13 protein-coding genes and 1 other RNA gene are annotated in these 13,363 nt (G+C 64.6%); 3 read left to right on the top strand and 11 right to left on the bottom strand.

What is annotated here, in order from left to right:
* Positions 1-44 precede the first annotated feature (44 nt).
* From LHJ54_RS07350 to LHJ54_RS07320, 7 genes are all read right to left on the bottom strand, one after another.
* Entirely contained in the window at positions 45-962 is a 918-nt protein-coding gene (locus tag LHJ54_RS07350) for a YihY/virulence factor BrkB family protein (protein WP_228243245.1), read from the bottom strand.
* Positions 963-1,075: 113 nt separating this feature from the next.
* Complete coding sequence (locus tag LHJ54_RS07345) at positions 1,076-1,417, bottom strand: YbaB/EbfC family nucleoid-associated protein (protein WP_228243244.1); 342 nt, start codon at positions 1,415-1,417, stop codon at positions 1,076-1,078.
* Positions 1,414-3,156: a DNA polymerase III subunit gamma/tau gene (locus LHJ54_RS07340; protein WP_228244329.1), complete on the bottom strand. Its 1,743-nt coding sequence runs from the start codon at positions 3,154-3,156 to the stop codon at positions 1,414-1,416. The genes LHJ54_RS07345 and LHJ54_RS07340 overlap by 4 nt, the downstream gene beginning before the upstream one ends.
* A 39-nt stretch (positions 3,157-3,195) precedes the next feature.
* Positions 3,196-3,290, bottom strand: an RNA gene (ffs, locus tag LHJ54_RS07335) — signal recognition particle sRNA small type.
* Positions 3,291-3,323: 33 nt separating this feature from the next.
* The gene (locus tag LHJ54_RS07330) at positions 3,324-3,602 is read right to left on the bottom strand and encodes an ETC complex I subunit (protein WP_228243243.1); all 279 of its coding nucleotides are present in this window, start codon (positions 3,600-3,602) and stop codon (positions 3,324-3,326) included.
* A gap of 17 nt (positions 3,603-3,619) precedes the next feature.
* The gene (hrpB, locus tag LHJ54_RS07325) at positions 3,620-6,052 is read right to left on the bottom strand and encodes an ATP-dependent helicase HrpB (protein WP_228243242.1); all 2,433 of its coding nucleotides are present in this window, start codon (positions 6,050-6,052) and stop codon (positions 3,620-3,622) included.
* A 29-nt stretch (positions 6,053-6,081) separates the two neighbouring features.
* Positions 6,082-7,092, bottom strand: coding sequence for a polyprenyl synthetase family protein (locus LHJ54_RS07320; protein WP_228243241.1), 1,011 nt, complete (start codon positions 7,090-7,092; stop codon positions 6,082-6,084).
* A 193-nt stretch (positions 7,093-7,285) separates the two neighbouring features.
* Between LHJ54_RS07320 and LHJ54_RS07315 the strand changes: the two genes are divergently transcribed.
* On the top strand, positions 7,286-7,489 hold the full coding sequence (locus LHJ54_RS07315; RefSeq protein ID WP_228243240.1) for a hypothetical protein: 204 nt from the start codon (positions 7,286-7,288) through the stop codon (positions 7,487-7,489).
* Positions 7,490-7,533: 44 nt separating this feature from the next.
* On the opposite strand, the gene LHJ54_RS07310 is transcribed toward LHJ54_RS07315, so the two are convergent.
* The 4 genes from LHJ54_RS07310 to LHJ54_RS07295 all read right to left on the bottom strand — a co-directional run bounded on the left by LHJ54_RS07310 (position 7,534) and on the right by LHJ54_RS07295 (position 10,856).
* Positions 7,534-8,949 carry a HAMP domain-containing sensor histidine kinase gene (locus tag LHJ54_RS07310; protein WP_228243239.1) on the bottom strand — a complete coding sequence of 472 codons (1,416 nt, stop codon included), beginning with the start codon at positions 8,947-8,949 and terminating at the stop codon, positions 7,534-7,536.
* A gap of 46 nt (positions 8,950-8,995) precedes the next feature.
* Positions 8,996-9,673, bottom strand: coding sequence for a response regulator transcription factor (locus LHJ54_RS07305; protein ID WP_228243238.1), 678 nt, complete (start codon positions 9,671-9,673; stop codon positions 8,996-8,998).
* Positions 9,674-9,765: 92 nt separating this feature from the next.
* Positions 9,766-10,074, bottom strand: a complete 309-nt coding sequence (locus LHJ54_RS07300; protein ID WP_228243237.1) for a PepSY domain-containing protein — start codon at positions 10,072-10,074, stop codon at positions 9,766-9,768.
* 53 nt (positions 10,075-10,127) lie between these two features.
* The gene (locus LHJ54_RS07295) at positions 10,128-10,856 is read right to left on the bottom strand and encodes an SIMPL domain-containing protein (RefSeq protein WP_228243236.1); all 729 of its coding nucleotides are present in this window, start codon (positions 10,854-10,856) and stop codon (positions 10,128-10,130) included.
* Positions 10,857-10,956: 100 nt separating this feature from the next.
* Here LHJ54_RS07295 and LHJ54_RS07290 point away from each other — a divergent pair, with 100 nt between their 5' ends.
* On the top strand, positions 10,957-12,786 hold the full coding sequence (locus LHJ54_RS07290) for an ABC-F family ATP-binding cassette domain-containing protein (protein WP_228243235.1): 1,830 nt from the start codon (positions 10,957-10,959) through the stop codon (positions 12,784-12,786).
* Between the two features lie 2 nt (positions 12,787-12,788).
* Positions 12,789-13,358, top strand: a complete 570-nt coding sequence (locus LHJ54_RS07285) for a uracil-DNA glycosylase family protein (protein ID WP_373457066.1) — start codon at positions 12,789-12,791, stop codon at positions 13,356-13,358.
* Positions 13,359-13,363 lie beyond the last annotated feature (5 nt).

Here is a 13,363-nt window from a genome sequence, read left to right as displayed (position 1 = left end):
GGGCCGACGACGGCCGCAGGACGGTCCACAGCCGCGAGGAGCGTTCAATCCTCTCGCTCGATCTGCGAGTTCAGCTCCGCCCCCAGCAGGATGATGTAGGATGACAGCCACAGCCAGGTCAGCAGAATGACCACACCGCCCAGCGTGCCGTAGGTTTCGTTGTAGTTCCCGAAATTGCCGACATAGAAGCCGAAGAGGGCGGTGCTGGTCACGAGCAGCACCACTGCGAGCACGGCGCCCGGTGTCACCCAGCGCCACGGTACATCCGCCCGTGCCGGGCCGTACTGGTACAGAACGGCCAGCCCTGCGATGACGATGCCAGCAAGGAACACCCAGCGCAGCAGCCCGATCAGCAGGTCGGCTCCCGCAGGAAGACGAAGCGCGTCGGTGATGAAGGGTAGAACAATCCCCAGACCCGCCACCAGGATCAGGCCAACGATCAACATCAGGGTCAAGGCGAACGCCCGGAGATTCAGCGCGAGAAAATTGCGGGTTTCGTCGACATCGTACGCGACGTTCAACCCTTCCATCAACGTCTTGGCACCCTTGGACGCACTGTAGAGGCTGAGGATAACACCGCCGATGAAGGCGAAGCTGAGAGCCGACCCCGCGCTCTGGGCGAGGCTTTCCCCCTGACCGCGAATGATGTCGGCGGCGCTTTCGGGCAGATTGGCTGCCCAACGCTGCATTTGCTCCAGGATCTGCAGCGGATCGAATACCAGGCCAGCCAGCGATATCAGCGCGGCAATGGCCGGAAACAGGGCAAGAAGGCTGTAAAACGCGACCCCTGCCGCGACGATCGACAGGTGATCGTCGGTTGTCTCCTTGTACACGCGTTTGAGCAGGGCGACCCACTCGCCTGCCGGCCGTTTCCATACCGACCCGCTTTCACTGCAACTGGCGGCCGCGGACGCATCTTCGCCAACCTGCCAATCGTCCTGCTGAACTTGTGCCGTGTGCAAAATGTCACGCCTTTTTGCCGTTAACGGGGTCTTGAACCCTGTCAGGCACATCGTTGTTCCACGCGAGAGACTTGCAACAGCTCCGGCAGCATTACCCTGCAGCCGATTGCCGATTATCCAAGGCCAGGCAGGTTGAAGCCAGGAGGCAAGCCCAAGCCGCCCTGCATCTTTTGCATCTCTTCGTTGGACAGCCGATCCGCCTTGTCCCGAGCATCGTTGAACGCCGCTGTCACAAGATCTTCCGTGATCTGCTTTTCTTCCGGCTTCAGCAGCGACTCGTCAATCTGCACCCCTAGGATGCGACCACGGGCAGTTGCGCGAACCTTGACCAGCCCACCGCCGCTCGACCCTTCGACCTCCAGCGAGTCAAGCCTGGCTTGCATCTCGCCCATCTGGCCCTGAATGGTTTCAGCCGCTTTCTGCGCGGCGGCGAGCATTTCTTCCATCGATTTCATGCTGTACGGCTCCATGGCATGGCGCGAATGTCCGCGCCTTCGTTCTCTATCAACTCGGCATCCGGGAAAATGGCCAGCGCCGCCTTCACCAGGGGGTCCTGACGCAAACGCGCTTGCTCCGCCTGCCGCTCAGCCTGCGCCTCTTCAACCAACGAGGGGCTTCCGCCGTCCGGCTCCTCCACGACCTGCCAGGGCGTGCCGGTCGCCTTGGCCAGAGCGCTCTTCAACAGCGGAGCAACCGGATCGCGAAAACAAGCATCGCGTGAAAAGGTCAGCACGCCAGGTTCGAGCCCAACGACACGCACCTGCAGGCGCATCACATTGGCGGCATGAACCTCGCCAGCCTCTTCGACCTCGTTCACCAGAGACGGCCATGTCAGCGCGGCGGGCGAGACGGTTTCAGCGTTGGCGGAGGGCGTCACGCCGCCGGCGACTTGCGGCGCCGGGTCCCGCGGCGCGGTCTCCAGGCGCCGCAGAAGATCGCCCGGGTCCGGCATGTCAGCGGCAAACAGGGTACGCAGCAGCGCCATCTTGGCCGCCGCCAGGGGATCGGGTGCGCTACGCACTTCCTCATACCCCTTCAGCATCAGCTGCCAAAGTCGGTGAAGCTGTCCGGGGGACATCCGCTGCGCCCATTCGGCCAGCTGTACCCGCTCTTCCGCGCTAACACCGCGTCCCTCGCCCGCTACCTGCACGAGAGTGACGCGATGGGTCAGGTCCAGCAGGCCCCGTATCAAGGCCAGCGGTTCCACGCCAAGGGCGTATTGTTCTTCAACCGCTGCCAGCAGTTCGCGCTGCTGCCCCTCCAGCAGATTGGCGAACAGGCGTCGCTGTGCACCCTTGTCGGCGAGGCCCAGCATATCCCGCACGCGCGGCGCCGTTATGCGGCCTTCTTCATCGGCGTCGGCATGGGCAATCGCCTGGTCCAGGATCGACAGCCCATCGCGCACCGACCCCTCGGCGGCAGCCGCAATCATGTGCAGCGCCTCGTCCTCCGCCTGCACTCCCTCTTGCGCGCAGACCCAGCCGAAATGCTCCTGCAACTGCTCGAGCGGGATGCGCCGCAGGTCGAAGCGCTGCGTGCGGGACAGAACCGTCACCGGCAGCTTGTCCACCTCGGTGGTAGCGAACAGGAACTTCACATGCGCAGGCGGTTCCTCAAGTGTCTTGAGCAGCGCATTGAAGGCATTGCGCGACAGCATGTGGACTTCGTCGATAATATAGATCTTGTAGCGGGCCGATACGGCGGCATAGCGTACAGCTTCGATAATTTCGCGCACGTCATCGACGCCTGTATGGCTGGCGGCGTCCATTTCCATCACGTCAATGTGCCGCCCCTCGGCGATGGCGACGCACGGTTCACACTGCCCGCATGGATCGATGGTCGGCCCGCCCTGCCCGTCCGGCCCGACGCAGTTCAGTGCCTTGGCGATAAGCCGAGCGGTGGAGGTCTTGCCCACGCCGCGTACACCCGTCATCAGAAAGGCATGGGCCAGCCTGTCGCGCTTGATGGCGTTGGCCAGCGTGCGAACCATCGGTTCCTGCCCGATCAGCTCGCTGAAAGTCTGCGGCCGATACTTGCGGGCGAGCACGCGGTACGGTTGCACGGATGAAGGGCGCTGGTCTTCCGCAGGCGGTGAACCGAACAGAGCCGACTGCCCCGCCGCTTCCAACTCTTCAGCGGAAGGCTGTGCCTCTTCAGCACCATCCAGTGTCATATCGTCGGTGGAATCACCCATGCCCGACAGGGTAGAGGGCATCGCGTGTTCTGTCATGCAGGGAAAGGAGCCGGGCGACCCGCCGCAATCCACCTGGGCTGCTTCCTTCCGGACCTGACCCGGTGGGCGGACGCAAACGTCCACCCGACTCCCGCTTCCGATATGACATCACCTGCTGACAGAATCAATCAGCGAAAATTGTCAGCATACGCCTGCAGCTTCAATTTCTTGGGCGGAGTGGGTATCACCCGCGCGTCGATACCGTGCTTTTGAGCATAAGCCTGTGCCGTGGCACAGTCTGCGAACGTCAGGCTGACCTGCGCCTGGGTATCGCCGCTGCCGGTCCAGCCCATCAGGGGATCGGCACGGCGCGCCTCCGACTGCTCGAATTCAAGGATCCATTCGTCCAGGCGGGCCTTGCCGGACGACATTGCATTCTTGGGTCGTTGATAGATGCGTGCAGCCATAACCCGCGCCATGTAGGTCAGCTTTTGCCGGCTGCAAAGGCGTTCTTTGTCTTAAGACTTGCCTGTTCGCGCCAAGGCTCCTCCGGCCACCGGTGCTTGGGGTAGCGACCCTTCATTTCGCGCCGAACATCGGCCCAGCTACCGCGCCAGAAACGCGGCAAGTCGCGGGTTGCCTGGATAGGCCGTCCAGCGGGACTGGTCAGCCTGAGCAGCAACGGTGCGGCTCCGACGAGCGGATGGGCATCGAGGCCGAACAGAGCCTGGACCCGAACGTCCACCGACGGAGCATCCGCGCCCGTGTAATTGATGGAGTGCCGCGTCCCGGCGGGCGTGCTGAACTCAGCGGGCGCCAGTCGGTCCAGCCGCTGCCGATCGTCCCATCTCAGCAGACCGAGCAGCGCCGCTGCAACCTTTGCCGTAGGGATGTGCAGGTCTCTGCGACCGGTGAGAAGCGGGTTGAGCCAACTCGCCGCTGTTGCCTTCAACTGTTCGCGTCGCAGCGCGTCGATGCCGGCGTACTCGGCGCGAGCGACGAGGTCCCGCGGCAGCAGTTCATCGAGCTGTTCCAATGCCTTTTGCGCGAGGAGGTCGGTTATGGCGGCCTCGTCCGGCGCCGGGCCGGGTCCGCTTTGCAGCACCATGGCGCCAAGCCGCCGCTGGCGAATGCACACGATCCGCTGTCCGTCCCATTGCACGCTGGACCTGGTCTGGATGCGATGCGGGCACCATTCCTCCAACTCGGCCAAGGTCAGCGGCGCTGCCGAAGTGATGCGAGCGGCCTTGGCCTGCCCCTGTGCATCGCCAACCACGAGATAGCTGCTGCGGGCAAGCGGGTCGGCCGGATCCAGCAGGAACCCCCGCCCGCCCGCCGACAGCCAGTACTCCCCGGAGGTGTCCCGCCGCTGACAGATGAAGGTCGGTCGAGCGGCCGCCATCAGTACTCCGACTGATGGTCGGGTCGTCAGGTCAGACGCCGTCCCGACCAGCTCCTGTGCCCGCCGGGCCCAGCCATCCGCCAGGCGACGGGCTGCATTCGCCCTGGGGGATGAATCCGTCTCAAGGCGCGCAAGTCTCTGACCCAGATCAACATCCCGCCCGCAGAGCGTTCGCTCCTGCAGCAGCAGCGCCAGGCGCGCCGCCGGCCTCGCCGCGCCATGCCGCGCACCGAACAACACCATCGCTGCGCCTTCGGGATCGAGAGGGAGCGCACCCATCAGCCGGCCGTGCTCCGTCAATCGCCCCTTTTCATCCAGCGCACCCAGTTGCTCAAGCTTTTCACCTGCGGCGGCGACGGCTGATGCCGGCGGCGGGTCGAGCCAGCGCAGCGCGGACGTATCGGCGCTGCCCCAGTTGGCCAGCGACAACAACAGCGGGGACAGGTCGGCAGTCAGGATCTCGGGCGGATCGTATGCGGGTTGCCCCCCATGTCCGGCCTCTTCCCACAAGCGGTACACGACCCCCGGACCTTGGCGCGCCGCGCGGCCTGCCCGCTGGGTCGCGGCCGCCTGGCTGGCGCGGACGGTCGTTAGATGGGTAGTTCCAGCGGTCCGGTCGAACTCCGCACGGCGGGCGAGCCCGCCGTCCACCACGACCGACACGCCGTCGAGCGTGAGGGATGTTTCCGCGATGCTGGTGGCAAGAACGATGCGGCGGCGACCATCCGCGTCCCGGCGCAAGGCCCGCCGCTGCTCGGCCGGTTCGACCTGCGAGTGCAGCGGAAGAACCGGCGTACCGGGCAGGCGGGCGTGCAGGTGCTCCTGAACGCGGCTGATCTCCCTTGCTCCCGGCAGGAACACGAGCATGTCGCCGGTCTGTTCGCGCCAGGCAGTCATCACCGCCAGCGTTGCGGCATCTTCGATGCGCTGGGCCGGAGAAGAGCCAAGCCAGCGGATCGCCAGCGGGTATGTCTTGCCTTCACTCGCAACAACCTTGGCATCCTGGCCGAGCAGGCCGACGAACTTCTCCCCGTCCACCGTCGCGGACATGATCAGCAGGCGCAGGTCGGGCCGCAGCACGGCCTGCGTTTCCAGCGCCAGCGCCAGACCGAGGTCGCAGTCCAGGTGCCGCTCATGCGCCTCGTCGAACAGGAGGGCGGATACACCGGCAAGTTCAGGATCATCGCAGAGGCGATTCACGAGGATGGCCTCGCTCAGCACCAGAATGCGGGTCTTGGCGGACTGCTTGCTGTCGAGGCGCGTCAGATAGCCGACAGTTTCACCTGCCTGTTCGCCAAGCATTTCGGCCATGCGCTCGGCCGCGGCACGCGCGGCGACACGGCGGGGACTGGTTACAAGAATCTGGCCGGAGCACCATGACTGTCCCAGCAGCGCGGGAGCCACGGCAGTCGTCTTTCCGGCACCCGGCGGCGCGATCAGCACCGCGCTGCGGCCGTCGCGCAGAGCCACGAGCAAGTCCGGCAGTGCGGCGTCGATCGGTAGCGAAACACTCATGGCTGGCTCCGCACGGCTCTGGCTGGGGTTTAGTACCCCCGCGCCACGGCGAACTGCGCTGCTTCGGTCATGGCTTCTCGCGCCTTGCTGGGCGGGAACACGGACAAGGCATCAATCGCCCGTTCGGCAAAGTGGCGCGCCCGGTCGCGGGTTGCCTGCAGCGCGCCGGTGCTGTTCACCAAGCGGACTGCGCGGGCGAGATCAGACGCGTCGCTGGCGTGCCCTGCCACTGCCTTGCGCCAGAAGCTGCGCTCCTCCTCCGACCCGCGGGCGTAGGCAAGGATCACCGGCAGGGTCATCTTTCCTTCGCGGAAATCGTCCCCTTGCTCCTTCCCCATATCCGCCGCCTTGGCGTCGTAATCGAGCGCATCGTCAATCAGCTGGAATGCGACACCAAGGTTACGGCCGTAATCATCCAGCGCCTGCTCGAACCGTTCCTCGCATTCGGCGACTACGGCAGCGATGCGGCTGGCGGCGGCAAACAGCGCGGCCGTCTTTGACCCGATGATCGAAAGGTAGCGCTCTTCACTCGTTTCGACCTGCCGCTGCGCAGTCAGCTGATCGACCTCGCCTTCGGCGATCACGGCGCTGGCATTGGACAGGATCTTGAGGACGCGCAAACTGCCATCCTCCACCATCAGTTCAAACGCGCGGGAGAACAGGAAGTCACCGACCAGAACGGTTGCGGGGTTGCCAAAGATAATGTTTGCCGCCGCCTTGCCGCGCCGCAATTCCGACCCATCCACGACGTCGTCGTGGAGCAGCGTTGCGGTATGGATGAACTCGACCGCCGCGGCGAGCCGGTGCTGTCGCGTTCCGGAATAGCCGACCAGCGCCGCCCCCGCCAGCGTCAGCATCGGGCGAAGCCGCTTGCCCCCGCCTGCGATCAGATGCCCGGCGAGGCGGGGGATCAGGGGGATCTGGCTTTCCATCCGGTCCAGGATCACGGTGTTCACCGCGTTCATGTCGGAGGCGATCAGCGACAGCATCGGTTCGAGGCTCGGCTGCCGGGCCGTCAGGGGGAGGATCTGCGCGGTCATTATTCGGGTCGCACATGGGGCCTATCGGAGCCGGAGGCAAGCCGCGAAGCGGAAAGCCACTGTGGCAAAACTGCGCCGCCCCGCAGCAAACCGCCATCCCGTCTCCTTGGCTGTTGCTCTTGATGGGGGATGCGATTACTTTTGCTCGCCTGCTGCTGGAAGAGCGGCTTGTTGGCACAGGGAGTATAACATCTTGCGTAAGTTCATTTTGGGTCTGGCTGCTGCCGGACTGGTCGCAACGCCCATCGTGGCCCAGGTTTCGCGCGACAGCGCTCCGGTGGTCGGGGAAAACGGCATCGAGGCTTCCACGGCTGCCGTGGCTTTCGCCCTCGCCGCAATCGCGGTGGCAATCTTCGCCACCACTGGCAACGACGACGATACCGCCGTCAGCCCCTGACCTTTAGACGTTGCTAATGAAGCGGGCTGCATCACGCTCCCGCTTCATTCATCGGCCGCAGCGCGGCCTGAACGCGGCAGGGTGAGCCGGACGAGCAGTCCGCCCAGATCCTCGCTTTCACCGAGCGTGACGTTGCCGCCGTAAATTTCCGCCACATCGCGCACGATGGCAAGACCGAGACCCGTTCCCGGCTTGTCGGTGTCCAGCCTTGCTCCGCGGTCGAACAGCTTTTCCCGCTGATCCACCGGGATGCCGCGCCCATCGTCCTCTACCCATATCACGCAGAACCGCGCGCTGTTTGCCGGATCGTCCTCCCGCTCGGCATCGATCGTGACGAACACACTGCCCCCGCCATACTTGGCCGCGTTTTCGATCAGGTTGCCGAGTATCTCGTCAAGATCCTGCCGTTCGATGGCAACATGGGCATCGCGCCCGCCAGCGATGTCAAAACGGACTTCCGGATAAAGCCGCTCGACAGCGCGGCGCACAGCTTCCGCGCTGTCACGCACCGGGGTTCGGGCATGGCCGACAGCGCGGCGGCCCACGGCGCGGGCGCGGGCAAGATGGTGGTCGACATGACGGCGCATGGTGCGCGCCTCCCGAACCACTGTGGTGGCGAGATCGGGCGCTCTGGCAGTTGCGGCGTTGTTGATGACGGTAAGCGGCGTCTTGAGCGCATGGGCGAGGTTACCGGCGTGGGTTCGCGCCTCCTCCGCTTGCCGTTCGGCATGGGAAAGGAGGGCGTTCAGTTCCTCCACCAGCGGTTGCACCTCCAGCGGCAGGGGTTCAACGATGCGGTTCGCGCCGGTGGTGCGCAGGTTCTGGATCGCCGCCCGAACCCGGCGCAAAGGGCGCAGACCGTAATAGTTCTGCAGCATCGCCATGATGAACAGCCCCAGACCCAGTGCGGCGAAGCTCCAGATGAGGATCAGCCTGATCTCGGCGATCTGCTGATCGAGTTCTGTGCGCCTTTGCGCGACCAGGAATTCCCACTTGGTGTCGCTGTCTGGCAGAACGATGGTGCGCTCCGCCACCCGCAGCGGCTCTCCGGGAAACTGATTGCTGTCGTAGATGTGCAGCGCCTCGTCCGACAACGTCGATTCACCCCGCAGCGTGCGGTCCCACAGACTGCGAGACGGGTAGGTGTCATACCCTGCACCGCTGATTTGCCAGTACAGACCCGAATTCGGCTCGAGGAAGCGTTGATCCCCCAACGCACGGTTGAAGTACACTTCGCCGTCGGGAAACAGCTCTGCCGAAGCGATCATGGCGGTCATGATATATTCGAGCTGGCTGTCGAAATTGCTTTCGATCAGGTTCGTGATCGTCCGATTGAGCGCGAACCCGCCGCCCAGCAGCAGCACGCTGATCCACGCAGCGGAAATGACCATCATGCGATAGGCCAGGCTCCGCTTTCCTGGCGCCGGGGTGACGCTGATGGACGGACTTTGCTCGGTCATCTTCGGTGAGTACCCTGCCGCCGAACCTCACGGCGGCGCGCTTCGCTCATGCGCGGCGCGGCTCCGCAGGGTCATCAAGGCTGTAACCAAGGCCGCGAATGGTGGAAATCACATCCGCACCTAGCTTCTTGCGGATGCGGGTGACGAACACTTCTATGGTGTTGGAGTCGCGGTCGAAATCCTGATCGTAGATGTGCTCTATCAGTTCGGTTCGGCTGACCACCTTGCCCTTGTGGTGCATGAGGTAGGATAGCAGCTTGTATTCCTGCGCAGTCAGCTTCACCGGCTCACCTTGCAAGGTCACCCGGCCGGACCGGGTGTCCAGGCGGACATCGCCAGCGATCAGTTCAGCCGACGTGTTGCCCGATGCGCGGCGGATCAGCGCCCGCAGTCTGGCGATCAGTTCCTCTGTCTGGAACGGCTTGGCGAGATAGTCGTCGGCGCCGGCGTCAAGACCGGCGACCTTGTCCGACCAGCTGTCGCGGGCCGTAAGCACCAGCACGGGGAATTTGCGCCCTTCCCTGCGCCACATGCCCAGAACCGTAAGCCCGTCGATTTCCGGCAGGCCCAGATCAAGGATGACTGCGTCGTATTCTTCCGTGGAGCCGAGGAAATGCCCATCTTCTCCGTCGGTGGACAGGTCTACGGCATAGCCCGTCTGTTCCAGCGTCGTCTTGAGCTGATTGCCAAGCGTCGGCTCATCCTCGACGATCAGTATGCGCATGGTTTGCCCGCCCCTTCCTGTGTGTTCATGTTGCGCTGTTCAAGCCAGCGATGTGTCGCACGAGGGTCAATGCGTCAACATGAACGAAGGTTTCAGTTGGAGCGGCGCAGGACACGTCCCGTCCGTGCGTCGACATCGACGAAACTGACCCGCCCGTCGCGGATGAACTTCAGCCGATAGGCCATCGCCTGCGGATCGTATTCGAAGCCGAGGTACTTGTGATCCCGCATGGTCGGCAGCACCCGCGCCTCGATCTCGCGAGACTTCATGATGTTGCCGGCCTGCGACTCGCGCCGGGCCTCGCCCTGCTCGTTCAACCGCTGCGGCTGCGTTTCCGCAACCGCAGGAGCGGCCGTGGCTGTCACGAGCAGCGTTAGGAAGGCTAGTGTTTTGATCTTCATGACGCGGCGGTATTGCAGACCCGGCTTTGAATAGGCTGTGAATAAACCGCGGGTTACCGCACCATCTCGTATGTTACGTTGATCTGCACCCCGGTGCCTATCACCCCCGGTTCAACCGGCGGCGCGGCCGCATCCATCCGCGCCGCAGTAACCATTATGGCGCCGCTCTCCGCCCGTGCTCGGCCGTGCAGCGCCTCGTTCACCAACAGCAGCCTTACGCCGGTATAGCCGGCTGCCCGCGCATATTCCTCAGCCTGCCGCTGCGCCTTCTGCAAGGCGTTGCGGCGTGCGGTCGCCTTGTACTGCTCGTCATTTTCGATTGAGAACGACGGGCCGTTCACATCGTTCGCCCCTGCCGCAACCAGAGCGTCCAGAATGGGTCCGGCACGCTGTACGTCGCGGAACTTGACCGAGACGGTGTTGCGCGCCTGATAACCCAGGAAGATCTGCCGGCGCTGCTGATTGTCGTAGTCGTACCGCGCGCTGAGGTTGAGGCCCGTGGTCTGGATGTCGCGCTCCGCCACACCGGCGGCCTTGATCCGGTCGATCACCCGCTGCATCGCTGCCGAATTCTGCCGCAGCGCCTCCACCGCGGTCGGCGCGTCGGTCACGACCCCCGCGCCAATCGTGACGGTGTCCGGCTTTGCCTCAACCTCTTCAAAAACACTCAGTTCAACCAGCGGGTTCTGCGCGACGAGCTTCACGTCCGCCGCCGCAGCAGCCCCCGCGCACAAAGTCATCGCAGCGGCAAGCGCCGCACTGTATGCAGTTTTCTTGATCATGGATGAACTCCGCTGTTGATCCTTGGTCCATGCCGCCAAGCTGCTTAGCGGCCGGTGAACCAAGGTTGCCCCGTCGGCCACCATGACTTACCTGCCCGGCATGGCGCAACCACCAATTTTGTCCTGGGAGAACCTCGGCCTGCAGCAGGGCGGCCGGTGGCTGTTCGAAGGACTTGACCTCCACATCGGCCCGCGGGATCGTCTCGCGCTCATCGGCCGCAACGGCGCGGGCAAGACCACCCTGTTCAAGCTCATCGATGAGCAGATCGAGGCCGACCGGGGCCTCCGCAAGGTCAAGCCCGGCACCCGGATCGTCCTGCTTGAACAGGAACCGGACCTGACACCCTTTGCCACGTTGATGGATTTTGCCCGGTCCGGGCCCCACCCGCCCGCAGAGCACGAAGTGGAAGCGATCGCGGGGCAGCTTGGTATTGCCATGACCACTGCAACAAAGGGCGCCAGCGGGGGCGAGCGGCGGCGGGCAGCGATTGCCCGGGCGCTGGCCCAGGCGCCCGATCTTCTGCTGATGGACGAGCCGACCAATCACCTCGACCTCGCTGCTATTGAATGGCTGGAGGACTGGCTGTCGCGCTACACCGGGGCGTTTCTGGTCATCAGTCACGACCGGACTTTCCTGAAACGGCTGACCAGCGCGACCCTGTGGCTGGACCGGGGCCGTTTGCGGCGCAAGGAAGTCGGCTTCGGAGGCTACGAGGCGTGGGAAGAACAGGTCTATGCCGAAGAAGCCCGCGCCGCCGAACGGCTGGACGCGCGGCTCAAGCTGGAAGCGCACTGGCTTGAGCGCGGCGTCACCGCCCGACGCAAACGCAATCAGGGCCGCCTGGAAAAGCTGTGGCAGATGCGCGCCGCGCGTGCAGCGATGATCGCCGGATCTGCGGCGGGCACGGCCAAGCTCAAGCTGGCGAATGACGAGGATTTCCGTTCCAAGTCGGTGATCGTGGCGGAGGGTATCAGCAAGAGCTATGCCGGCCGCACCATCATCAAGCCGTTTTCCGTGCGCATCCAGCGTGGCGACCGGATCGGCATTGTGGGCGCCAACGGTGCGGGCAAGACGACCCTCCTGAAGATGCTGACCGGAGAGCTGCAGCCGGACAGCGGCACCGTGAAGCTCGCAAAGACACTGTCGGGCGTGATGATCGACCAGCAGCGGCGACTGCTATCGCCCGACAAGACGGTTCGCGACGTGCTGGCCGAAGGCGGTGACTGGCTGGATGTGCGGGGCAATCGCAAACATGTGCAGGCTTATCTGAAAGACTTCCTGTTCGATCCCGCCTTGGTCGACACGAAGGTCGGCATCCTGTCGGGCGGCGAACGCAGCCGCCTGCTGCTGGCGCGTGAGTTCGCGCGGGTGTCGAACCTCCTGGTGCTGGACGAGCCGACGAACGACCTCGATCTGGAAACGCTTGACCTGCTGCAGGAAGTGATCGCCGATTACGATGGCACCGTGCTGATCGTCAGCCATGACCGCGACTTCCTCGACCGCACGGTAACGCTCACGCTGGGGCTGGATGGAACCGGAAAGGTGGACGTGGTTGCCGGTGGCTATGAAGACTGGCTGGCAAAACGCGGCTCCTCATCCGCGCAGCAGGCCCGAGGAACCAGACGCGAGCCGGATGCCGGAGAGCCCGCGACCGCGGCACCTGCGCCCGCACGTCAGCGCGATGGGCCGCGTAAGCTGTCGTACAAGGACCAGCGCGATTACGACCTGCTGCCCGCCCGAATCGAGGAACTGGAGGCGGCGATCCAGCGGGGGGAGGCGATCCTGGCCGACCCCGATCTCTACACTGCCGATCCGCAGAAGTTCGCCAACATCAGTCAGGGTATTGCCAACGCCCGGGCGGAGAAGGATGCAGCCGAGGAACGCTGGCTGCTGCTCGCCGAACAGGTCGAGGCGACGGTCGGCGCGTGACGATCGCCGCTCTGGCGCAGGAGGTGCGCGGCTGCACCGCCTGCGCTGCACATCTGCCGCACGGCCCTCGCCCCGTGATCCAGGTCTCCGCCACCTCCCGCATCCTCATCATCGGTCAGGCGCCGGGATCAAGGGTTCATGCCAGCGGCGTCCCATGGGATGATCGCAGCGGGCTGAGGCTGCGCGAATGGACTGGCCTTTCGCTGCAACAGCTGCACGACCCCGCCCTGGTCGCGATCGTGCCGATGGGCTTCTGCTACCCCGGCAAAGGCACCAGCGGTGACCTCCCGCCGCGCCGGGAATGCGCGGCCCTGTGGCATGACCGGGTGCTCTCCACCCTGCCTTCCGAACGGCTGACACTGCTTGTGGGCACCTATGCGCAAGCCCGCTATCTGCCGCAAACGAAGGGGTGGACCCTGGCGCAGCGCGTACGGTGCCACGCGGCATTCGCTCCCCTATTCCCGCTGCCCCACCCATCCTGGCGATCCACTCTGTTCATGCGAGCCAATCCGTGGTTTGCGGCGGAGGTGCCGCCGGCGTTGCGGCAAGCCGTCGCCGCCTGGATCAACTGAGACAT

The sequence above is a fragment of the Porphyrobacter sp. GA68 genome (assembly GCF_022605525.1).
Classification (GTDB): domain Bacteria; phylum Pseudomonadota; class Alphaproteobacteria; order Sphingomonadales; family Sphingomonadaceae; genus Qipengyuania_B.
The sequence above is the reverse complement of the archived record's forward strand: the minus strand, read 5'-3'. Positions and strand labels throughout refer to the sequence as shown.